Here is a 24,109-nt window from a genome sequence, read left to right as displayed (position 1 = left end):
ATATTAATGTTATTATAGAAGGGGAGCGCGGTTAAATGAGTATCGGTATTTTAGGGACCGGCCATTATTTGCCTACAAATGTAGTTACCAACCATGATTTGGAGAAAATCGTTGATACAAACGATGAATGGATTCGAACCAGGACCGGAATTCATGAAAGAAGGCTGGCTACAGACGATATTGATACTTCAGATATGGCATATCATGCATCCATAGAAGCGCTGAAAGATGCAAATGTGAAAGCGGAAGATATTGATTTAATTCTGGTAGCGACAGTAACACCGGATACAGCTTTTCCATCCATTGCCTGCCTGATCCAGGATAGATTAGGTGCTGTAAATGCCGCAGCAATGGATGTTGGAGCAGCCTGTGCCGGATTTATGTATGGTGTGATTACAGCAAATCAATTCATTGCAGCAGGTACGTATAAAAATGTACTCGTTGTCGGGAGTGAAAAACTGTCTAAAATTACAGACTGGACCGACCGTTCGACCTGTGTTTTATTTGGCGACGGTGCTGGAGCAGCGGTCATTGGTGAAGTATCTGAAGGGAAAGGTATCCTGTCCTTTGAACTCGGTGCAAATGGCGCTGGAGGGAAGGAACTCTATTTAAATAAAGAAGATCATATCATCATGAACGGTAGAGAGGTTTTTAAATTTGCTGTGAGGCAAATGCCGGAGTCTACCATCCATGTTGTTGAAAAAATTGGATTATCTCGTGAAGATGTGGACTATCTTGTTCCGCATCAGGCAAATATCCGGATTATGGAAGCGGCAAGAGAGCGATTAGGTATTTCCGAGGATAAAATGGCGAAATCGATTGAGCGTTTTGGAAATAATTCTTCTGCTTCGATTCCTATGGCTTTGTCTGAAGCAGTAAAAGAAGGTAAAATAAAAGATAATGATTTAATCGTATTAGTAGGATTCGGAGGAGGTTTAACCTGGGGAGCGGTTGCAATGCGCTGGGGCAGGTAAGCTTTATCTAATTAAAGGAGGATTACTATCGTGGAAAAAAGAGTTGTAATAACAGGACTAGGAGCTGTAACTCCCGTTGGTAATGATGTTTCTACGATGTGGGAAAGCATTATTAATGGGAAATCAGGTGTTGATTTTGTTACGAAAGTAGATAAAGAACAATTCACAGCGAAAGTAGCTGCCGAGATAAAAGATTTTGATCCGGCTGCTTATATGGAGAAAAAGGATGCCCGCAAAATGGATCCTTTTACACAATATGCTGTGGCAGCTGCAAAAATGGCTGTAGAGGATGCAAAATTAGAAATTACAGATGAGAATGCTGACCGTGTCGGTGTCTGGATTGGTTCTGGAATCGGGGGAATGAAAACATGGGAGGACCAGCATTCAAAGTTTTTAGAGAAAGGTGCGAAACGTGTCAGCCCGTTTTTTGTGCCAATGATGATTCCGGATATGGCTGCAGGACAAGTGTCTATTCAATTAGGAGCCAAAGGTATTAATGCTTGTACAGTAACAGCCTGCTCTTCTGGTGCAAACTCTATTGGAGATGCATTCAAAGCAATCCAACGCGGTGATGCAGATGCAATGATTACCGGCGGTACAGAAGCGCCAATCAGCAATATGGCATTTGCTGGATTTACGTCAGCAAAAGCATTAAGTACAACCGATGATCCGAAGAAAGCAAGCCGCCCATTTGATAAAGAAAGAAATGGTTTTGTTATGGGTGAAGGTTCGGGTATCCTGATTTTAGAATCACTGGAATCCGCAAAAGAACGCGGCGCACAAATTTATGCAGAAATTGTCGGTTATGGAGCAACAGGCGATGCATACCACATTACAGCGCCTGCTGATAATGGGGAGGGCGCTGCCCGGGCGATGCAGCATGCAATTGCTGACGCAAAGCTGGATTCCAATGATATTGATTATGTGAATGCGCACGGGACAAGTACAGACTTGAATGATAAGTATGAGACAGAGGCGATTAAAACGGTCTTTGGTGAAAAAGCGTCCAGTTTAGCTATTTCCTCAACGAAATCAATGACTGGTCACTTATTAGGAGCTGCAGGGGCGATTGAAGCAATTATTTCCATTAAAGCAATCATTGATGGAATTGTCCCTCCAACTATTAATTATGAACATCCGGATCCGGAATGTGATTTAGATTATGTGCCAAATGAAGCCAGAAAGCAGGAAGTGAATGCAGTAGTAAGTAATTCATTAGGTTTTGGCGGACATAATGTAGCGCTAGTGTTTAAAAAATATGAAGCATAGTTAAAAAAAGCTTATCCCTTTTTTAGGGATAGGCTTTTTTCTTAAAGAATAAGAAAGTATAAAAAAATACTGAATATATCCGCTCCAACGGGTTTCATGGGGTGAGTAATCGCAACCCCAGAAATACACTCCGCTTTCCGTGGGCTTGAGCTCAGCCTCCTTTAAAGAAAACTTGCCAATCAGCAAGTCTTCTTTAAAGGAGGCTAAGCCGTTGCCCGCGGAAAGCGACTTCCCGTAGCGGACATCTCTTCGGCAAGAACACCGATGTTTTAAAGACCAAGCGGTATTCTTGGTTTTTCTAACATCCTGTAAAAACCTTGTATTTTCCGTGGGACAAGCACATAGAATAATATAAACGGACAAGCAGGTGAGGCGATACAATGGGCTCTTTCTTTATATTTCTAGTCGGATTTGGAATGACAGTTACAGGAAGTGTTACTATCATAGCATATTTCAATTTTCTCCCCGCCGGGTTAAGCTGGGCTGACTATTTTACATTTATAGCAGGGCGGTTAGAATGTTATTTTCTTCCTTTAGGTTTATTGCTGATCCTTATTTCCCTCCGTCATTTTAGTGTAGAAAAATAAGTGATTTCGCATAAAAATATGAGAGATGGTCATAATGTATTTTAACCTTCAAGTTCAAAAGATATAGAACGTAACAAGAATATAACGCATCAAATTTTTCTTTTGAACTAAAAGATAATAAATGGCAGATAAGGTGGGGTTAGGAAATGTTATATTTACATGACGCTTGGGTAAATTGGTTTGAAGGGGAAGAGAACGGATATAATGTATGCCCCTTCCACGAATGGCGAAAATCTGATTCTGTTGAATTATTAGATCAAGTACCGCTGCTGTACATATCGAGCGAACTATTCGAATACATTGAAAATGATATTCGTGAGCTTCCAAAAGATTTACTCGATAGTATCTATAAAAGAGCAACGATACGAAAAGGACAAAAAAGAACGGTATTGGAATATGCAGCTGTAGTCACAGATGGCATGGAAATACTTGCTTTTGATACAGCGGGGTATTATATTCCAGTTAGAAAAAGCAGGCTGATACCCAGACAGGAACAATTAGTGTACAGCATGATTGAAAAAGCAGAACAAAAAAACTACGGCTTTAAAAAGGAAAGCTATCAAAAGGAATACCATATGCTATCTATGCCGCCATCTTTTATTCATGGACTGACAAGGAAAGAACGTCAGCTTAAACAGCTGTTAATGATTGGATTAGATCAGTTAAAAACAACAAATAATAAACAAGAATTAAGGTATTGGCTTACAGAATGGAATCCTAAAAAATATCCTTCTATTAAATATATGAATGAAGAGGAGGTTTGGGAGGCGCTTTATAACGGCTTAAAAGACGGCTGGAGTCGAGCGCATGAAGAACTTTGCAGGAAACTGATACGTGGGCAGGCTTTCCTGGAACGAATGTGGGAAGCTGAAATGGAGCCCGAAGAAAATACATCGAAACAAAATTAAAAAAACAAGGAAACGGTAAAAAATCGTTTCCTTGTTTTTTTAGCATTATTTTCTGACTCTGCCTAATCCCACCGCTTTTTTTGCTTTTTTTAATGTCTTTCCAGCAGTGATAGAAGCTTTTTCGGATCCTTTATCCAGAATAAGATCCAGCTCTTCTGAGTCGATTAATTCTTTATATTTTTCTTGGATTGGTTCTAATACACTGATGACTGCATTAGCTACACCCTGTTTAAAATCTCCGTAGCCTTTATCAGCATATTTTTTCTCCAGAGCTTCAATAGATTCTCCAGTACAAACAGAATAGATGGTTAATAAATTGGAGACGCCAGGTTTATTTTCTTTATCAAATTTCACGATGCCTTCTGAATCGGTAACCGCACTTTTGATTTTCTTTTCTATTTGTTTTGGTTCATCCAGCATAGAAATGTATCCCTTTTGGTTCGTATCTGATTTGCTCATCTTTTTCGTCGGATCCTGTAAAGACATAATCCGTGCACCAACTTTTGGAATACGAATTTCTGGAATTGTAAAAATATCGTTGAAACGGTGATTAAAGCGTTGTGCTAAATTACGGGTCAGTTCCAGATGCTGCTTCTGATCATCCCCAACAGGAACGACATTTGTATTATACAGTAAAATATCGGCTGCCATAAGTGTAGGGTAAGTTAATAAAGCAGAAGAAACAGCTTCCTGTCCTTTTGATTTATCCTTATATTGTGTCATTCTTTCCAGTTCGCCAATATAGTTGATGGACTGCAAAATCCATGCCAGCTGCGTGTGGGCCGGAACTTCAGATTGGACAAACAGGGTTACCTTATTCGAGTCGATTCCTGATGCCAGATAAAGTGCAGCTAATGATTTAATATTTTTTCTTAACGCTAATCTATCTTGTGGAACAGTGATTGCATGCTCATCAACAATACAGAAATAACAATCGTATTCATCCTGTAATTCGACGAATTGTTGAAGTGCACCTAAATAATTTCCTAGGGTCAATGTGCCGCTAGGCTGAATTCCTGAAAAAATAGTTTGCAATGTCTTCACCTCATTTATTTATTTCCAAGCAGAAAAGATATCCGCTGTGTGAGCTTGAGGAATCAGGATTAAATGTTGAATTATTTCCCAGGCAATAAAAAAAGCCCACTCATTCCCAAAATAGGGACGAATGAACCGCGTTGCCACCCTGATTATTCTATAAATAGAATCACTTCATTAGTAAAATAAAGCTCCAAAGCCCAATTCCACCTTCCCATGATACTTGTTTTCAGCACCACAAGCTCTCTTAAATCAGCGGGAAAGATGTACTATATCTTCTTCAATGCTTTTGCTATTAAATTAAGTTTATTATAAGTTTATTTTTAACAAATTGCAAGTAACCTATACATAAGAAAATCGACAAAATAGCCAGCGATATTTTTTTGGATGTATATTTACCTACAAAATAAAACTTTTTTCCACTTTTTACGAGTTTTCCTTTTAAAAACTTCCTTCCTTCATTTATACTAGTAATAAAATATATTCAAATGGGAGATTGATTGGATGAAAAAATGGAGGAATCTGGTAACGGCTTTTGTTGTTGCTGGTGCAGCATTGGTCGGTCTGGGGCAAGCAAATGAAGTTCATGCAGAGGATGGCGCGGATGTAGTAGCAAAATCGCATAAAGAGCGGTCTACGAGCTTAGAAGAAATAGATACTTCCCAACGGTTTAGCCGCTTTGTTATTACGTCTGATTATAATTTTACATATCCGGATGCAGTACGGGGAATCTATGTTACTGGTAATTCAGCCGGCGGAGAAAAAATGGAAAGTTTAATAGATTTAGTATCTTCCACAGATTTAAATTCAATGGTAATCGATGTGAAAGAGGATTACGGACATATCACATTTGCCCCTGAGGAAGGATCAGTGTATGAAGAAATAGGCACAACATTTATTTCTGACCCCGATGCAATGATGGAACGATTAGAGCAAGAAGAAATTTATCCAATTGCGCGTATTGTTGTTTTTAAAGATAATATTTTAGCTGAAGCCCGTCCTGATCTATCTTTTAAAGAAAATGGAGAAGTTTGGACAAACGGCAGCGGTCATGCATTTGTGAATCCTTTTGAAAAAGAAGTATGGGAATACAATGTAGAAATAGCTAAAATGGCCGCAGAAATGGGCTTTAAAGAAATACAATTTGACTATGTTCGATATCCGGAGGGCTTTGAAAATAGAGATGAGGATTTAGAATATTCCATGGGGGATTATGCAGATTTAGATATGGATAATGTTCAAAAGCGTGTCGAAGCAGTGACTGATTTTGTTGCTTATGCCCGTGAAGAACTAAGCGATTATGATGTTGATGTATCCGTAGATATTTTCGGGTATGCAGCAACGATAGAGGAAACACCGGGAATTGGCCAAAACTTCTCAAAAATCTCTGAGAATGTAGATATTATTTCATCTATGATTTATCCAAGCCATTGGGGTTCTTATTTTGGACTTTCTAATCCAGATGAAGAACCATATGCTCTTGTCGATGAATATTCCCAAGTAGAAAATGAAGTTTTGGGTGCTTTGGATGAACCGCCTGTATCTCGTCCATGGTTGCAGGATTTTAGTGCGCCATGGTTATACAGCGGACCGACATTTGAATATGGCAAAGAAGAAGTAGAAGCACAAATACAAGCATTATATGAAAATGATATTAATGAATTCCTGTTGTGGAATGCAGGTAATACCTATACGGAAAATGTAGATTATTTAATTGGAAAAGAAGACTGATGGAAAAGCTCCAGGATGAATGAAAACTGCTCGACCGAGTAAATAAGAAAAAAATCAAAAATCAAATGATATTGGAACAGCCTGACACCGGAATTTTGAACAGTGTCGGGCTGTTTTTATTTCTTCGATGAATATTCTTGCTGACTCCATTCTTTTATCTAAATCTGTGCACTGCTTCGATCTCATCACACTTTAATCACGGAGAACCGTCCGTAAAACTCCTAATGAGTGAAATTCGTTTTATGTATCCGCCACACCTGCTTATTTTCTTACACACGAAACTTGAAACTTAATCTAACAAAAAATAGAAACTGTCGCAAAAACCAACATAATAATAGTGTTTGTTCTCTTGACAATAATATACACAAAGTATAGAATGTTTTTTGTTGCCAAAAACAACAATTAAAGTAATATCTAAACTATTTCAGGCAGTGAAAAAGAAAAGTGTTGTGAATTTATATCTTTGACATCAGAAGGGGAAGGTTTCTGATTCATTCTATATTCCGGCGGTATGTGATTTTCAAATGAGGAACATAGATTAAAATAAATGGACTTTCCATTTTAATCTATTTCGTTTGTAAGCACTCTCATTCAAGGAGAAAAAACAAATTTGTATTTTTGTTGAAAGCGTATACCGCAGAAGCTTATCATGATGTCATTTATAGAGAATTAAAAATTACAACATCTTTATCATAAACAAATAGAACTGCTAAAACTTACATCAGGGGGACAGACAGATGCCATTATTAATTGTTGCACTAGGGGTACTTTTATTACTTATTTTTATTATGAAATTTAAATTAAATACATTTGTTTCATTGGTTATTGTTTCATTTATAGTAGCTTTAGCACTTGGAATGCCTATGGGAGAAGTTGTTGAATCGATTGAGAACGGATTAGGAGGAACGCTTGGCCACATCGGGTTAATCTTTGGGATGGGCGCTATGCTTGGAAGACTTATTGCTGATTCCGGCGGGGCTAATCGAATTGCGATAACGTTGATTGACAAATTTGGTGAGAAAAGAATTCAATGGGCAGTTCTATTTGCTTCATTTATCGTTGGAATCGCCTTATTCCTGGAAGTAGCCATCGTATTACTTGTTCCAATTATATTCTCGATAGCAAAAGAGTTAAAAATTTCTATCGTGAAATTAGGATTGCCGATGGTTACAGCTGCGCTGGCAACACATGCTTTCTTGCCTCCGCATCCTGGTCCGACAGCGGTAGCTTCAGAATATGGCGCAAATATTGGGTTGGTTTTAATTTATGGAATTATTGTTGCTATTCCGACCGTAATTATTGCAGGAATTTTATATCCAAAGCTTGCGCAAAAAATTGTGCCTACTGCATTTACCAGAGAAGGCAGCGAATCGTTTGGTGTCCAGAAAACGTTCAAATTAGAGGAAACGCCTGGTTTTGGAATTAGCTTATTTACAGCATTGTTTCCTGTAATATTAATGGCTTTAGGTGCGATTGTTGATATGATTCAGCCAGCTTTGGGCATTTCTGATAATTTATTTATGAATGTGATTCGTTTCATTGGTAATTCTTCAACAGCTATGACACTTTCTTTATTACTGGCAATTTATACGATGGGAATAAGAAGAAATATTCCTGTTAAAAAATTAATGGATTCCTGCTCTTCAGCGATTAACGCATTAGGAATGCTGCTGCTGATCATCGGTGGCGGCGGAGCGTTAAAGCAGGTGCTTATTGATGGAGGTGTCGGAGATTACGTTGCTGATATCTTTGCAGGTTCCATGATGTCTCCCGTCTTTTTTGCGTGGATGATTGCAGCGATTTTACGTATTTGTTTAGGTTCCGGGACAGTTGCAACATTAACTACTGCAGGGTTAGTTATTCCATCACTTGCCGGAATCCCGGACGTTAACTTGGAACTCGTTACACTTGCAACCGGTGCAGGCAGTGCCATTGCCTCTCATGTAAACGATGCTGGCTTCTGGATGGTTAAAGAATCTCTGGGGATGTCCTTAAAAGAAGCATTTGGAACATATACGGTACTTTCAACCATTGTAGCTGTATCTGGTCTAGTATGTACTTTATTATTGGATATCATCATTTAAAGAGGCAGAACTAGTCCGATAAAAGTGATGCGGAGAAGTGTGGCAGTACTGTGAAAGGTGCAGGCGACGTATGCAGCTGAATTTGGTTCTTACATTCTTCTATTTAAATTTAACACAAAAAACCAACCATTTATTGATTCTATAAATGGTTGGTTTTTTGCACTTTACGATGCCAGCAGGCAGAAAAAAATCGGGATAAGTTTGTTGAAGGGGGAGGGAAAAAATCACTTCTCCTTCCCTTCATTTTGTTATAGTTAAAGAATCATGTTGGCAATCAGAAGACAAATAAATCCTATAAACCACATGATTGTAGTTGGTACGGACCAAACCATGATTTGTTCTTTCACGTTCTTGATTCCTAACATACGGTTCACAACCCAGTAGAAACTGTCGTTAAAGTAAGAGAAAATTAAAGATCCGAGTGCTGCAGCAGACGCAGCTAGTGCCATATTAACATCCATCTGTGCCAAAATCGGTGCTGAAATGGATGCTGCTGTAATCATAGCAACTGTTCCGCTTCCTTGAACCAGACGGACCATTGTCGAAACGAAGAACGGAATCAGAATAGCTGGCAGCGGCAGTTCAGCAATTTGCTGTGCAATATAATCTCCTGTTCCACTTGTACGTAATACGTTTCCAAGCGCACCGCCGGCACCGGTAACAAGCAGAATTATACCCGCATCCTGAATTCCTCTTTCCATTTCCTCCAATGTATTTAGCCGGCCGCGGTTACCCGCCAGCGCATAGATTGCAACGATAAGACCTAGTGCAACGGCTATAATCGGCTGACCTAAGAAGATGAAAATTCCATAAACACCTTCTGTTAGCTCTAAAGCATCCAGCGTTGTGTTCAAGAAAATCAGAATAATAGGAATTAAAATGGGCAAGAATGAACGTCCAAAAGATGGAAGATCCTTTGCTCTTTCGTTAATGACTTCAACCATTTCTGGATAACCCATATGCTGATCTGGTCTAGTGAAGCCTGCTTCGGAATCATCAGGCAGCTGGTAAATTCTTTTTCCTAGCCATTTTGCATAAAGAACACCTGCAATCATAAGCGGAATCGCCAGCGTAAGGCCTAATGCAATCATAATGCCGATATCTACTCCGAAAATGCCAGCTACTCCTAACGGTCCTGGCGTAGGAGGAACTAATGTATGAGTGAGTACGAGACCAACGGCTAAGGCAACACCGATGGAGATAACAGATTTTCCTGTTTTTCTAGAAAGCGTTTTAACTAAAGGATTTAAAATAACGAAAGCAGAGTCAACAAATATTGGAATTGAAATGATATATCCTGCAATCGCCATTGCCCATTCTTCTTTTTTCTTTCCGACAAATTTAATTAATGAATAAGCGAGTGTTTCAGCAGCACCGGTAATTTCAAGGATGCGTCCCATCATGACGCCCAGGCCAATGACAATCCCGATAGATGCAAGCGTACTGCCAAAACCTTCTGAGATAGCAGCAGCAACATCGCCTGGGACCATCCCCCCAACAAGGCCTGCGATGGAAGCAGCAATGATTAGTGCTAGAAATGCGTGAATCTTTGTCTTTAAAACTAATAAAATTAGTACAATTACCCCAAGTATTAACCCGGAAACCATTTGGATACCTGATGGTTCCATAATATTTCTCCCCCTTTGTAAATGTTTACATTTGAAACAAAAATAAAAACGATGGATACCATTTCTCATAAAAGCACATTTGATTCTAGAATGTAGCAACTTTTATTCAGCATTTGTTATTTATGCAAAAAGAATGCGATTTCAATTTAAAAAAATATAATTAGAATGTGCATCACCCCTTTTGCGGACGATTGTAAGTGCTTAAATAAAACTTAAAAATAAAAGTTCATACACCTCTCCGCGTATATAAGTGAACAGCAGGATTTCTAATATATATTGAATTACCAAAATTGCAACACTTTTTTTAATTAAATAATTAAATCTTTAAAAAATAATGAGAAATGTTATTTATCGCATCACATTGTGCTGTAATGAATTCTATATTCTTCAACAGAACTTGTCAAGTAGATATTTTATATTAATTTTGTTACTTTTTTCAACATGAATATGTATGCCTTGTTTTCTGATTGGGCATTTATCACGGAGAATCGCTCGTAAAACTCCTCTGAATGAAATTTCGTGCTTTCGGTGAAAATGCAAATGAAACTGTTGAAATATGTTTTAATTGGTAGTAGCCAGAAACAATAGTTTGGCAGTGGAATCAAGAAGCTAAATCTCCGTTTAACTGGACATTTAGCGGGAGTTCGATGCAAAATAAACCAAAGGGGTTACATAAGGAACGATTGCGTGATAAAAAATTAAATAAGAAATGTGTATGAAAGGGCAGGTACGTCTATTCAAATGGATGAAAACAAGGAAATTATCTTGTCATTTATTTTTATCACGGAGAACCGCCCGTAAAACCCCCGCTGAATGAAGTTTTGTTTTATAGAGAACAAGAATTCAGATTACTTACCCGAATTTTTCTTGATACAATGGAACAAAATAAGCTCTTTTCTTAAAAAAATAAAGAAATCGATAACTTGATTTTTTCGACAGAAGGTGAAGTTGAATGATAAAAGTATTAGTAATTGTCCCGTATGAGGGACTGCTTGAAATGATGAAAGAAGTTAGCCAAGAAGTAGAGGATATTGAATTACAAGTGGAATTAGGTAACCTGTCAGAAGGTGTGGCTATTGCAAAGAATGCTGAAAATGAAGGGTACCATGTTATCGTCAGCCGCGGGGGTACAGCTTCCATGATCCAAGAGGCCGTATCGATACCGGTAATAGATATCCAAGTTTCCGGCTATGATGTGCTGCGAATTTTAACACTTGTGAAAGGATTTTCCGGTAAAGCTGCTATTGTGGGATTTTCAAATATTACCCAAGGTGCTGCTACCATATCTGAACTGCTGGATTTAGATATTAAAACATTAACAATTACGAGAGACAGCGAAGTAAAAGAAAAACTACTGGAATTAAGTAAGGATGGTTACGAGGTTGTAATTGGGGACGTTGTCACTGTGCAGACGGCTAAACAATTAGGAATGACCGGAGTATTGATTACATCGGGAAAAGAGGCAGTGATAGACGCTCTGGAAGAGACACGAAGATCCTACCGCTTATTTTCAAGATTGCAACAGAATATCGCATTTATGGAAACCATTCTTGACAGTGAAGAGCAGGCTATCGGTGTTTTTAATCAGGACAATGAAGTGATTTATGGGAATGAGCAATTTTATCATGAGTTTCATTGGTTAAAGTTAGACAATACTGATGTTAAGAAGCTTATACAGGAAACAACCTTAGCGAATGAGAAGCAAGTAAAAACGCTTTCCATCAATAATAAATTATGGGAAATAACGACATGCCCGATTCAAGACGCAACCATCTTATTTTTTAAAAATGCACATTCGCCCCAAACGATTACGAAAAGTGAACATATAGATTCCAATGTTATTGAATTACACACCTTTGTTGCCCGTACTCCAATTTTAGGGAAAAGTGATGTTATTCATCATGTAATGGATCAAATCGAGCATTTCGGAGAACTTGACGGCCCGGTCTGGGTTTCGGGAGAGCAGGGAAATGGCAAAGAACTGGTTGTCCACTCTATTTATTTGAAAAGGCAAACAGCAGATAAACCGCTGATTACCTTGCACTGTGATGTGATAACTGCAGAACAATGGAAAGACCTGATGAAGGAAAGCTTTTTTCAAAAATATGCTAACAGTATATTCTTCTTGAAAAATATTGATAAATTGAAACCTTACATGCAGAAGGAGTTATTGCAATTTCTTCAGAATGAAAATAACCGGAATCCGCAATGGCTTATTTCTTCTGGGGATAATATGGAAAAAATAATTAAAAATGGCACCTTCCATCGCGAGTTGTTTCAATTGTTAGCTCAATCTCATATTCATATACCTCCGCTGCGGGAACGCAGAGAGGATATTGAGTATTTAGTTCATGTGTTTATTTCTGATCTGCATCCGAAATATGGCAATGAAGTTGTCGGAATCCGCAACGATGCACTGGAGCAGCTGATTGATTATGATTGGCCCGGAAATGTTGGGCAATTAAAATATGTCATTGAACAATTGTTTTTAGAATCTCAATCTTATTATATTGAGAAAACAGAAGTGGATACTGTGTTTAAGCGGGTAGAACAACAAGCAAAGCAGAATGATGTGTTATCGTATGTGGATATGAGCGGTACATTAGAAGAAATTGAGAAACAAGTCATCATAAAGGTTCTTGAAGAAGAAGGAATGAATCAATCCAGAGCAGCAAAACGCTTGGGAATCAATCGTTCTACCTTATGGCGCAAGCTGAAATAACAGCTTGCGTTTTATTTTTGACAATAAAATTACAATATGATGCTAAATACAACATGTTATTAAAAAGGAAATAAAACAAATAAAATATATTGCAAAATACAACGGATTGGTTTATCATTATGAATGAAAACGTTATTAGTGTATAAGCAACCTCCTTATAATTAAAGTAAGATAAATATCATACAAGAAAAGTTAAACAATAAAAGAAAAACGGAGATTGTTCAGAAGGGGGTAAATAGAGTTGGAACTGGCAGTGATTGCAGATGACTTAACTGGTGCAAATGATACAGGTGTTCAATTTGCAAACAGAGGGTTAAGTACGACCGTACTTTTTTCAGACACCGAATTACAATCATCGCATTTAAGTGAAGATGTCATCGTTTTAAATTCAGATAGCCGTGCACTCGATTTTCAAAAAGCATATGATATTGTTTTTAAGCTATCTACAGAATTGAACAGATTAGGGGTAACAAACGTTTTTAAGAAAATCGATTCTACAATGAGAGGGAACATCGGTCAGGAAATCGATGCAGTAATGGACGTCTTTCAATTCAAAACCTCTTTTGTAGTACCGGCCTTTCCGAAAAGCAAACGGACAACGGTGGAAGGAAAACACTATGTGAATGGGGTGCTGTTAGCAGACTCGGAAATGTCCAATGATCCTTCCTGTCCTGTAAAGCAGAGCTACCTTCCAGAATTATTGGAGGAACAGAGTAAACGGGATATCCAATTGATTTCCATTTCGGATGTGCAAAAAGGAAAAGATCATATACTGGAAAAAATGTTGAAGTTGACTGCTGCAAACTCATCTCAAATTATTGTCATTGACGCAACAACAGATGAAGAATTGAAGGCGATTGTTGAAGCGGCCGAAGCATTGAAAGAAAAATTTCTCTGGGTCGGATCGGCGGGGGTAGCCTCTCATCTTTCCAGTACAGGCGGTAACCGGAAAGAGGTATTGCAGAGCAACCAATCAGATGAACGTCCGCCAGTACTGGTTGTAGCAGGCAGTGTGAACATGATTACCGATCAGCAGATTCATGATTTGAAAAAAGGGAATAATGTAGAAGAGATTGTTATTTCTCCTGAAGCGTTCTTTGACAACGACAAACGAAAGTATGAAATAGATCGTATCGTTCAGTCTGGCCAGGCGTTATTGGCAAAAGGGGATTTAGTAATAACAACGGATCGCGGACAAGAAGCGAGAAATCGAGTAAAGCAGCTGAAGCAGGAGCTTGATTTATCAAACTTTGATGTAGGTTATACAATTGCTGAATCCATGGGAATGATTGCTTGTCAGTTGATTGAAGCGAATGATATTAGTGGTGCAGTCTTAACCGGCGGCGACATTTCAGGTGCAACCTGTAAAGCATTAAAAGGAGAAGGAATTCGGGTGATTGGAGAAGTGGAGCCCGGTATCCCTTATGGGCAGCTTTTCGGCGGATTATTCGATGGACTTCCTGTTGTAACCAAAGCAGGCGCATTTGGAACGGAACAAGCGCTATCCAAGGCCCTTGAAACAATTACAAAAGTGCAGGGACCTGTGATGAACAATAAAAAGTAACATATAACGCCAGGTGTATGGTTGGTAATTACAATATGCTTGGCAAAAAAAGATTAGGATAATTAGGAGGAATTTATTATGGCTGCGAAACAACCAACGATTGCGATTACAATGGGTGACCCTTCAGGAGTGGGGCCGGAGATTATTGTCAAATCTTTAAATGATAAACATATTTATGAAACAAGCCATCCATTTGTAGTTGGTGATGCAAAAATATTAAAAAGGGCACTGGAAGTAACAAATGTAGAGCTTAAAGTAAACAGCATTACTAAACCAGAGGAAGCAGTATATGAATATGGCATAATTGATATTATTGATTTAGATTTGGTTTCTGAAGATTTGCCATGGGGGCAGGTTTCCCCTGAAGCGGGAAATGCTGCATTCCGCTACTTGGAAAAGGCAATCAGCTATGCAAATGAAGGGGCAATTCAAGGAATTTGTACAGCTCCTTTAAACAAAGAAGCACTTCATAAAGCTGGTCATGTTTATCCTGGTCATACAGAAATTTTAGCAGAACTGACAAATACAAAAGATTTCGCAATGATGCTCTCTGCGCCAGGTTTAAGAGTGATTCACGCAACCACTCATGTTGGACTGATGGATGCCATTAAGAAAAATAATGCAGAGCGTCAATATACAGTGATCAGGCTTGCGCATGAAACATTACAAAAAGCAGGCATTGAATCTCCTCGCATCGCAGTTTGCGGCATCAATCCGCATGCTGGAGAAAACGGACTTTTCGGTAACGGGGAAGAAGAAGAAAAAATCATTCCGGCCATTGAAAAAGCGCAGGCTGAAGGAATCAATGTGCAAGGGCCGCTTCCGGCAGATACACTGTTCTTTAGAGCGAAACGCGGTGATTTTGATATCGTTGTGGCGCAGTATCATGACCAGGGACATGGCCCGATTAAAGTATTAGGTCTGGAAGCTGGCGTGAATATTACAGTTGGACTTCCAACTATCCGTACGAGTGTTGACCATGGGACGGCATTTGATATTGCCGGCAAAAATATTGCTGACGAGCTGTCATTAAAAGAAGCGCTGCGTATGGCAGTTGAATTAGCTCCAGAAAATGAATCCTAAAAAATTGAGCAAGAGGTTGTGATCAGCCTCTTGCTTCTTGGCATGAAAAGCTGGCAAGTATGAGACTGGGGGTTACGGAAGAATAAATTCCTCATTAAGACAGGGAATATTTCATCGATTTTAGATAAACGTAATTTGAAAGGAGCTGTAAACAATGTCTTTACCGAAAATGGCAAAAATTAGACAAAAATTTGAAGTGGAAAGTCTGGACGATATTACAGGAACTGTTTCAGAGCAATTCAACCATGTGAATGCGGATAAGAAAATCAAACCCGGCATGGAAATTGCAATTACTGTCGGAAGCCGCGGGATTGCTAATATTCCGCTTATTGTCAAGGGTGTAGCGGATGAAATTAAAAAAAGAGGTGCAACACCATTTATTATCCCGGCGATGGGAAGTCATGGCGGAGCTACTGCGGAAGGTCAAATCGAAGTACTTGATGGACTTGGGGTAACAGAGGTGTCAACCGGCTGCGAAATTCGTTCATCCATGGAAGTTGTAGAAGTAGGCAAAACATCAGCTGGTATTCCTGTTTATGTTGATAGGCATGCATATGAAGCGGATGGTATTATCGTGATGGGGCGTGTGAAGCCGCATACCGATTTTAAAAAGGATATTGAAAGTGGTATCTTGAAAATGGCATCGATTGGTATGGGAAAACATAAGCAGGCGTTAGCGCTTCATACACATGGCATCAGAGGAATTCGTGATATGATGCCTGAGGTTGGCAAGGTTGCGATCAGTCATTCAAATACACTGTTTGGTATAGCGATTGTAGAAAATGCGCATGAAGAAACCGCGATTATTGAAGCGATTGATCCTAATCAAATTGAAGAACGTGAAAGAGAATTATTAAAACGTGCATTTGCTTTAATGCCTAGTCTTCCGGTTGATGAGATGGATATATTAGTTGTTGATGAAATAGGCAAAAATCATAGTGGAACAGGCATGGATACAAACATTATTGGCCGTATACGGGTGCTGGGAGTAGAGGAACCTGAAAAGCCTAGTGTCAAATACGTGATTGCTTCTAAATTAAGTGAGGCCAGCCATGGGAATGCATTAGGGATTGGTCTGGCGGATTTGACAACAAAACGTTTATTTGAAGTAATTGATTTAAAAGCCATGAATGAAAACGTTGTAACAAGTACATTTTTAGACAGAGCTAAAATTCCAATCGTCCTTGATAGTGATCGGGAAGCATTAGAAGCAGCACTCCGCGCCAATTGGGGCGTCCCGTCGGAAGAGGCAAGAATCGTGCGGATTCCAAACACGCTTCATATCGGAGAGTTATTTGTATCAGAAGTGATTTTCAATGAATTGAAAGAGAATGAAAACATTGAGGTATTAGAGGATTTGCATCAAATGGAATTTGATGCAGAGGGCTATTTTCCTCCAATGTAAATAGAAAGGCAAGTTAGGTTACTTCATTTATTTTAATCATTGTGAATGGACGAGTTGGCTATGTTAAAATGAAAGTGGAAAAGAAGAAGAAATTATTTGTCGCCTATAATCAAAAAGAAGTTTATTTAAAACATTTTAATAGAAGTTTAAGATGCTGAGATGGAATCAGTAACAATAAATTGCTTGTTGGGGAGTGTATGTAAAAATGAATAATCTGCAAGAAAAAAATAAACACTTAGGCAATATTTTGAAGGGTATGGGCCGCGTAATGGTTGCCTTTTCTGGCGGAGTAGATAGTGCAGTTGTATTGAAGCGGGCGCAGGAAGAGCTTGGGGACAATGTATTAGCCGTGGTTGTAAACTCTGAGCTTTTTCGCGACTCTGAATTTGAAGCCAGTGTACAATTAGCTGAAAATCTGGGGGTCCGTGTGCATCAAACAGAAATGAAAGAACTGGAAAATCCAGATATTATAGCAAATAATCCGGAGAGCTGGTATTTCAGTAAAAAACTGCTTTACACACATCTGAATAAACTGGCTGAAGAAATGGGTTATTCGTACGTTTTAGATGGCATGATTATGGATGATGAAGCGGATTTTCGTCCGGGATTAAAAGCAAGAACAGAGGAAGGTATCCGCAGTGTGCTGCAGGAAGCAGACTTTTATAAAACAGAAGTTCGCGCACTTGCGAAGGAATTGAAGCTTCCTGTTTGGGATAAAGTGGCATCCTGCAGCCTGGCTTCTCGTTTTCCTTATGGTACGAAGCTAAACAAACAAATCGTTCAGCAAGTCGATCAAGCTGAATTGTATTTAAAAGGGCTTGGTTTTGAAGAGGTGCGTGTGCGCTATCATGATAATGTAGCGCGTATCGAAGTAGCTGGAGACAAAATATTGGAATTACTTGATGAAAAGGAAGAAATCCAAAATAAGCTGGTCAGCTTTGGGTTTGATTATGTATCCGTCGATTTGCTTGGCTACCGTACAGGAAGCATGAATGAAGTTATCGAGCAGGATCAATGGGAAACAAAACTGTCAGCGCACGCTTAAACCATCGAAATCAATCAGGAAGCAGTTTTCATCTGGAAGAGGGAACTTAAAAAAGCAGGTAAAAATCACGCAGTCCAAAAGAAAGTTATTGGACGGCTTGTTTTTACCGGGCTTTTTTCAGCGGCCTGTGAAAGATTGAAGGCTGCTCTTTTTTTATCGCGGAGAACCGCCTGTAAAACTCCCGCTGAATGAAGTTTCATTTTATAGCAATCTGAAATTAGTATGAAAAGAAGGAACCATAAACAGAGAAGTGCTTTATTTTGATTGCTTTTCTAAAATCAGCAAAACCTTGTCGTGTTAAGAAAGGAAATTATGGATTCCTGCTATCATTTCACAATTAAAATGAAATCGGTTATAATGAAACGATAATAATCGAAAAGGAGCAACCTGAATGAATTGGTATGAAAAGCTGAACGATTATTTTCCGGTAGAAGAGATGAAATCTAAAAAGCATATGGAGCTTTTACTGGCGGAAAAGGGCGATGTCTATTTTAAAGATGAGAGTCCAAAACATGTATTGATGTATGCGGAATTCGATACATTTCTTTTTATTGATTATCTCTGGGTATCATCGAATACTAGAGGGCAGGGGATTGGTCATCAGCTGATAGACAAGCTGAAAGAAAAAAATAAGGCGATTATTCTGGAAGTAGAACCGATTAATTATGATGATACCGACTCGGAAAAAAGATTAAAGTTTTATTCCCGTGAAGGTTTTCGTCATGCAAGAGCGATTGGATATAACCGCAAATCACTGGCAACGGATGAAGAAACACCGATGGAAATCTTATATTGGTCTCCTCAGGGTGATTCAGAGGAAGTTATTTATAGTCAGATGAAAAAAATGTATGAAGATATTCATACATACAAGGACAAAGAGATTTATGGAAAAAAATATCAGCCTTCAGATGAAGTATTGCGTTATAATGAAGATGAAAAATCGGATAACCTTTTAGAAGGTATGCAAAAACGGAAAGAATCGAATTAAAGGCGATTCTTTAATGAAAGCTTAAAAACACTGCAGGAGTGAAGTATTTCCTCTGCAGTGTTTTTAAGTTTAGAAAAGGATTATTAAGATTTTGTCGGGTTTTCAACAGGTGTTTTTTGGTTTAAACGTTCTGCCAGACCAATTGGTGCCTTCGGGCTTGAAGTTCCTTCTAAATAACTGTCTTTAAAATGATAGGCGCTGGAACCATGTTCTGAGAAGTCCAGTCCGGCTTTTTCTTCTGCAGCAGATACGCGAATGGGTGAGATTTTATTTAATACATAAGTGAATCCTCCAATTGTGGCAGAAACCCAAATGATTACTGCTGAAACGCCGATTGCTTGAATTCCTAACTGACTGAAACCATTTCCGTAAAATAATCCGGTATCAATCGAGAAGAATCCAATAGCTAATGTACCCCAAATTCCGCAGATGCCATGAACTGCAATTGCTCCTACAGGGTCGTCTAACCGCAGTTTTGTATCGATAAAGCGGATGGCTTCTACTAGTAAAATACCGGAAACCAGCCCGACGAGAATAGAGCCGCCTAAGGAAATTTCTGCTGCGCCGGCAGTTATACCTACTAAACCGCCTAAAACCCCATTCATGGATAAGGATGCATCCATTTTTTTAAATCGTAATTTTGTGTAGAAGGAGGAAGATACTAACGCAGCAGAGGTGGATAGCAAGGTTGTTCCGATAACATAGGGGACAAGCGATGGATCAGCCGCTAGTGTACTGCCGCCGTTGAAACCAAACCATCCTAACCATAAGATAAACACGCCGAGTGCTCCGAGAGGTAAATTATGTCCAGGGATAACATTAACTTTCTTGCCATTGTATTTTCCGATCCTTGGACCAAGAATGGAAATAACCATAAGTGCTCCAGAAGCTCCGGTTAAGTGAACAACTGTAGATCCGGCGAAATCACTAAAGCCAAGAGCTGTTAACCAGCCATCTCCCTGCCAGATCCAGTGTCCGACTACAGGGTAAATAAAAGTGGTCATGGCAATAACAATAAGGATATAGCTCCCTAATTTAATTCGTTCTGCTACTGCTCCTGACATAATTGTTGCGCATGTTGCGACAAACATAGCCTGAAATACGAAGAAACCAATATCTTCCACATCAGTTAGAAAGAAACCATTTGTTCCAATAATAGTTCCTGCGGAAGAACCGAACATAATCCCGTACCCGGCTGCGAAAAATAGAATAGCGGCAATACAGATGGTTAAAAAATTTTTCATTAAGATATTTAATGTATTTTTTGAACGGGTAAAGCCGGATTCCACCATAGCGAACCCTGCGTGCATAAAGAAAACTAAAAAGGCGCCAAGCATCACCCATACAAGATTGATGGAAAGCTCTAATGATTCTACAGTCGGTGTTTGAGCGTATGCGGGTGTTGTTATTAAAAATAATACGATAGCTAATGTAAATGATTTCTTAAACATATGATTTCCTCCTGTCTGTTAATAAATTGCTTTTGTCCCGCTTTCTCCTGTTCTTATGCGGATTACCTGCTCGATTGGGGAGATGAAAATCTTCCCGTCTCCAATTTGTCCGGTTTTACAAGCGTCGATAATATGGCCGACTATATCATCGACTCGTTCTTCGGAAACAACTAATTCCACCTTTAACTTAGATAGTAAGGTGACTTCGAACTCTGTAGAGCGATATACACCAATTTTGCCTTTTTGCTTGCCGGTCCCGGCTACTTCTGTCACGGTCAGGCCGTCAAAACCGATTGCTGACAGTTTTTCTCGTAAATCCTGAAACTTCTCTGGGCGTATAATTGCTTCCACCTTTTTCAATGAGGATTCCTCCTTTTAAAGTTATGTTAGGAAATATAACATATAAAGTTATGTTTAATATCATATTATGTATTTATTAAAATAGCAAGCTTTTTTTAGAACATTTTGACTAAAACGCTTTCAGGAAAAAAGACGTTTATCCCGTCATAATAAGTGGAATAATTTATAGTGCAGGCAGAATTATAAATTTTATATCGGGTAAATAAAATTTATGTGGTTTAAAGGTTTATTATCAATTAGATGAGGGAATCTTAAAACTATGTGAGAAGCGGTAAGAGAATTTAAATAAATGATTTTATCGCACCCCCTACCTTTTATTAGATATTTGGTGTATAATAAGTACATATGAACAGATTATACTTATTATTATTTAATAAAGTTTAGGTGGATGTTGAAAATATAAATTAGATTGAGGAGTGAAGTTTTATGGTAACACTTTATACCTCACCAAGCTGTACTTCATGTAGAAAAGCAAAAGCATGGCTGGAAGAGCATAATATTCCTTTTACAGAACGTAATATCTTTTCTGAACCTTTATCTCTTGATGAGATTAAAGAAATATTGCGTATGACTGAGGATGGAACAGATGAGATTATTTCTACAAGATCGAAGGTTTTTCAAAAGCTGAATGTTAATATTGACCAGCTGCCGATGAAAGATTTATTTAATTTAATACAGGATAATCCTGGTTTATTGCGTCGCCCTATAATTTTAGATGAAAAACGACTGCAGGTTGGTTATAACGAAGATGAGATTCGCCGTTTCTTACCGCGGACCGTTAGAACCTTCCAATTACGTGAAGCACAACGAATGGTTAATTAATAATAAATAAGTCAGTTAAGGTGCAGATGATGTCTGCGCCTTTCTTTATGGGTAAAAATGGTGAAAATCAAATAAGCTCTGATAAATGACAAAACACGTGAAATACGTTAAAATAACTAACTAAATAAAATGTATAGCTATATTCGTATTTAATAGGGATGCTCATCTGTTTTTTCAGAAAAGTGACAGGAACTGGGCGTATTCATTTCTTGTGGATTGCATTTTTGCATACAATGTGATAAATAAGGATTATGATTAGGATTACATTGATTTGGGTACATCTATTATAGAGACGTTAATTATATGCTGTCGGCTCAGGTATCCGTTTAGAATAAAGGTGCAGGAGATGATTCTATCTTAATGAGAAGGGGGAGCTTACTGTGGAGATAGAAAGAATTAATGAAAATACGATTAAATTTTATATTTCTTATGTTGATATAGAGGAATTAGGTTTTGAAAAAGAAGAAATCTGGTACAATCGGGAAAGAAGTGAGCAATTGTTCTGGCAGATGATGGATGAAGTCAACTATCGTGAGGATTTCAATCCGGAAGGACCGCTTTGGATACAAGTTCAAGCGATGGAAAAAGGTCTTGAAATTGTTGTTACGAAAGCGAAGGTCTCTAAAAATGGTGAACATTTAGAGCTGGAAACCGAGGATGGGAATATTGATTTACCAGTAGATGATCAGCTGGACAATATTTTAGAAGAGAAGTTTGGAGACAATAAAAAAGAAGACGAAGATGAAAAGAATGACGAACTGATGGAAGAGAATTTGTGGATTATTGTTGAATTTGATGAGTTTGAGAATCTGATTCAGCTTAGTCACCAGCTGCAGGATGTAAGTGATTTTGGAGAAGAGACGTTATATTCCTATAAAGATAACTACTATTTATATATGGAATTTTCTTATGATGTATTAGATGAACATCGTCAGGAAGACGTCATCAGCCAAGTGCTGGAATACGCATCAGATTCATCCCTTTCTATTCATCTTTTGGAAGAATACGGTAAGAGGTTGATGGAAAACAATGCATTTGAGCAGGTTCGTACCTATTTTCCAAAGGATGTCTGATATAAAACCTACAAGAAATCATTTGCTGCGATTTGTTGTAGGTTTTTTTGATGTTTTTTTTGCCGTTACAATGGAGCGGTGTTCAAATTCAGTCATTTGTTTGAAAAAATGCAGCAGCAGAAAAAAGCAGGAAAAGCAGAAACGCTGTCGAAATAATATATGTATAGGAGGTGATAAAGCTTGCAGCGAGCAATGAGTAAAACGGGAGAGTCTATTCTGCTATTTCGTCATTCGCAAAGAGAGATTGCTGTTTGGAAAGAGAACAAAAATATCTTTTATTGTCCTGTCTGTGAAGAAAGAGTGATTATCCGGTCGGGAGAAAGGGTGGTGCCCCATTTTTCCCATTTACCTCAGACAGCATGTCTTTTTTCGGGAGGAGAAGGAGCTTATCATGCAAGAGGGAAGCTGCAATTATTTCAGTGGCTGACACGATTTAATATGCGAGCAGATTTAGAAGTATATTTTCCTGAAATTTCTCAAAGCGCTGATATTTTTATTTGTATTGGCCAAAAGAAAATAGCAGTTGAGTTTCAATGTTCAAGAATCTCGCGGAAAGAAATCTTAAGCAGGATTCAGGGCTACAAATCAATCGGAATCGAATCCATGTGGATTCTCGGAGCGAAATATTTAAAACGGAAAGGAGCCTGCACTTTTCAAACAAATCATTTTTTAGATACGTTTATTCATTCTTCTCCGCAAAAGGATTATCCGCAATTGTTTTTTTACGACCCGTTTCTATCAGAAATGGCTGTTCTTCATCATTTACATCCTCTACAAACCTCTAAGCTTTTTGCTAAACAGTTTATCTACCCGCTTCATAAGCTGCATTTTAAACATCTCTTTCACAAAGAAAAGAATCCCGGCAAGTTTCCGGAGGTCTGGTTAAAAGAAGTACAACGTCTCCGTATAAAAGTGGAGGGAGCTTATGGATCTGTCTATCAGCTGCGGAGGTGGCTATACAGTAAAGGATACCTGTTTCAGCATCTTCCAAGTATCTGTTTTATACCGATTCCTTATTACGCTGCTGTGCCTGTTCCGTTTTATAAGTGGCAAACAGAGCTGTATGTCACTTGGTTAGCTGATTTAAAAGCAGGGGAGCGGACAGATATCGGCCGGGTAAAGAAAATACTTTATTCCTTCTACGGCAAAGGCACCTTCGATTTTTCCAATGCATTGAGTTATTACCTTCAGTTAATCCAACGTGCCGGATATATAGACATACAATCCTCCTCCATTCTGCGGACTAAGAAAGAAATTATTTGTTATTCTTCGCTGGAGCAGGCAGCTCAGGGAGATCAGTCCTTTTTTTATCCATTTTTTACAGAAAAAAAAGCAAAATACGAGCATGATTCGCCCTTATTTCGTTATACTAAATAAGAA

At 38.5% G+C, this 24,109-nt stretch carries 18 protein-coding genes and 1 other annotated feature; of the genes, 14 read left to right on the top strand and 4 right to left on the bottom strand.

Annotated elements, in window-relative coordinates; all coding sequences use genetic code 11:
- Positions 1 to 35 precede the first annotated feature (35 nt).
- The 3 genes from BN997_RS21670 to BN997_RS21655 all read left to right on the top strand — a co-directional run bounded on the left by BN997_RS21670 (position 36) and on the right by BN997_RS21655 (position 3,738).
- The gene (locus BN997_RS21670; protein ID WP_042535475.1) at positions 36 to 974 is read left to right on the top strand and encodes a beta-ketoacyl-ACP synthase III; all 939 of its coding nucleotides are present in this window, start codon (positions 36 to 38) and stop codon (positions 972 to 974) included.
- A 27-nt stretch (positions 975 to 1,001) separates the two neighbouring features.
- Positions 1,002 to 2,243 (top strand): beta-ketoacyl-ACP synthase II, encoded by a 1,242-nt coding sequence (fabF, locus tag BN997_RS21665; RefSeq protein ID WP_042535473.1) that lies wholly within the window; start codon positions 1,002 to 1,004, stop codon positions 2,241 to 2,243.
- A gap of 733 nt (positions 2,244 to 2,976) precedes the next feature.
- On the top strand, positions 2,977 to 3,738 hold the full coding sequence (locus tag BN997_RS21655; RefSeq protein WP_042535469.1) for a YjbA family protein: 762 nt from the start codon (positions 2,977 to 2,979) through the stop codon (positions 3,736 to 3,738).
- Between the two features lie 45 nt (positions 3,739 to 3,783).
- On the opposite strand, the gene trpS is transcribed toward BN997_RS21655, so the two are convergent.
- Complete coding sequence (gene trpS, locus BN997_RS21650; RefSeq protein WP_042535465.1) at positions 3,784 to 4,773, bottom strand: tryptophan--tRNA ligase; 990 nt, start codon at positions 4,771 to 4,773, stop codon at positions 3,784 to 3,786.
- Positions 4,774 to 4,892: 119 nt separating this feature from the next.
- Positions 4,893 to 5,066 (bottom strand) — a binding site (T-box leader).
- A gap of 211 nt (positions 5,067 to 5,277) precedes the next feature.
- On the opposite strand from trpS, the gene BN997_RS21645 reads away from it, so the two are divergent.
- Together BN997_RS21645 and BN997_RS21640 are read left to right on the top strand one after the other, a co-directional pair.
- Positions 5,278 to 6,504 carry a putative glycoside hydrolase gene (locus BN997_RS21645; RefSeq protein WP_042535463.1) on the top strand — a complete coding sequence of 409 codons (1,227 nt, stop codon included), beginning with the start codon at positions 5,278 to 5,280 and terminating at the stop codon, positions 6,502 to 6,504.
- Positions 6,505 to 7,241: 737 nt separating this feature from the next.
- Positions 7,242 to 8,588, top strand: coding sequence for a gluconate:H+ symporter (locus BN997_RS21640; RefSeq protein WP_042535461.1), 1,347 nt, complete (start codon positions 7,242 to 7,244; stop codon positions 8,586 to 8,588).
- 254 nt (positions 8,589 to 8,842) lie between these two features.
- Here the strand turns inward: BN997_RS21640 and BN997_RS21635 are convergent, their stop codons facing one another.
- Entirely contained in the window at positions 8,843 to 10,216 is a 1,374-nt protein-coding gene (locus tag BN997_RS21635) for a GntP family permease (protein WP_042535459.1), read from the bottom strand.
- Between the two features lie 952 nt (positions 10,217 to 11,168).
- On the opposite strand from BN997_RS21635, the gene BN997_RS21630 reads away from it, so the two are divergent.
- The 6 genes from BN997_RS21630 (at position 11,169) to BN997_RS21605 (ending at position 19,023) form a co-directional block, all read left to right on the top strand.
- Positions 11,169 to 12,938, top strand: a complete 1,770-nt coding sequence (locus BN997_RS21630; protein ID WP_042535457.1) for a sigma-54-dependent Fis family transcriptional regulator — start codon at positions 11,169 to 11,171, stop codon at positions 12,936 to 12,938.
- Positions 12,939 to 13,179: 241 nt separating this feature from the next.
- A complete protein-coding gene (locus tag BN997_RS21625; RefSeq protein ID WP_042535455.1) occupies positions 13,180 to 14,502 on the top strand; it encodes a four-carbon acid sugar kinase family protein in 1,323 nt (440 codons plus the stop codon).
- Positions 14,503 to 14,580: 78 nt separating this feature from the next.
- The gene (gene pdxA, locus BN997_RS21620) at positions 14,581 to 15,585 is read left to right on the top strand and encodes a 4-hydroxythreonine-4-phosphate dehydrogenase PdxA (protein ID WP_042535453.1); all 1,005 of its coding nucleotides are present in this window, start codon (positions 14,581 to 14,583) and stop codon (positions 15,583 to 15,585) included.
- Between the two features lie 154 nt (positions 15,586 to 15,739).
- Positions 15,740 to 16,990 (top strand): nickel pincer cofactor-dependent isomerase, group 22, encoded by a 1,251-nt coding sequence (locus tag BN997_RS21615; RefSeq protein ID WP_042535451.1) that lies wholly within the window; start codon positions 15,740 to 15,742, stop codon positions 16,988 to 16,990.
- 205 nt (positions 16,991 to 17,195) lie between these two features.
- Positions 17,196 to 18,035: an ATP-dependent sacrificial sulfur transferase LarE gene (larE, locus tag BN997_RS21610; protein WP_042535449.1), complete on the top strand. Its 840-nt coding sequence runs from the start codon at positions 17,196 to 17,198 to the stop codon at positions 18,033 to 18,035.
- Between the two features lie 391 nt (positions 18,036 to 18,426).
- Positions 18,427 to 19,023, top strand: coding sequence for a GNAT family N-acetyltransferase (locus tag BN997_RS21605; RefSeq protein WP_042535447.1), 597 nt, complete (start codon positions 18,427 to 18,429; stop codon positions 19,021 to 19,023).
- Between the two features lie 83 nt (positions 19,024 to 19,106).
- Here the strand turns inward: BN997_RS21605 and BN997_RS21600 are convergent, their stop codons facing one another.
- Both BN997_RS21600 and BN997_RS21595 read right to left on the bottom strand, forming a co-directional pair.
- Positions 19,107 to 20,474 (bottom strand): ammonium transporter, encoded by a 1,368-nt coding sequence (locus BN997_RS21600; protein ID WP_042535445.1) that lies wholly within the window; start codon positions 20,472 to 20,474, stop codon positions 19,107 to 19,109.
- Between the two features lie 18 nt (positions 20,475 to 20,492).
- Positions 20,493 to 20,834, bottom strand: coding sequence for a P-II family nitrogen regulator (locus BN997_RS21595; RefSeq protein WP_042535443.1), 342 nt, complete (start codon positions 20,832 to 20,834; stop codon positions 20,493 to 20,495).
- 426 nt (positions 20,835 to 21,260) lie between these two features.
- Here BN997_RS21595 and spxA point away from each other — a divergent pair, with 426 nt between their 5' ends.
- From spxA to BN997_RS21580, 3 genes are all read left to right on the top strand, one after another.
- Positions 21,261 to 21,656 carry a transcriptional regulator SpxA gene (gene spxA, locus BN997_RS21590; protein ID WP_040979700.1) on the top strand — a complete coding sequence of 132 codons (396 nt, stop codon included), beginning with the start codon at positions 21,261 to 21,263 and terminating at the stop codon, positions 21,654 to 21,656.
- A 380-nt stretch (positions 21,657 to 22,036) separates the two neighbouring features.
- Positions 22,037 to 22,729, top strand: a complete 693-nt coding sequence (gene mecA, locus BN997_RS21585) for an adaptor protein MecA (protein ID WP_042535441.1) — start codon at positions 22,037 to 22,039, stop codon at positions 22,727 to 22,729.
- Between the two features lie 180 nt (positions 22,730 to 22,909).
- The gene (locus BN997_RS21580; protein WP_052485097.1) at positions 22,910 to 24,106 is read left to right on the top strand and encodes a competence protein CoiA family protein; all 1,197 of its coding nucleotides are present in this window, start codon (positions 22,910 to 22,912) and stop codon (positions 24,104 to 24,106) included.
- Positions 24,107 to 24,109: the final 3 nt, after the last annotated feature.

Origin of the sequence: Oceanobacillus oncorhynchi (assembly GCF_000821065.1) — a bacterium.
Lineage (GTDB): Bacteria > Bacillota > Bacilli > Bacillales > Amphibacillaceae > Oceanobacillus > Oceanobacillus oncorhynchi.
Note: the sequence above shows the minus strand (reverse complement) of the source record. Positions and strands in the feature narration are given on the sequence as shown.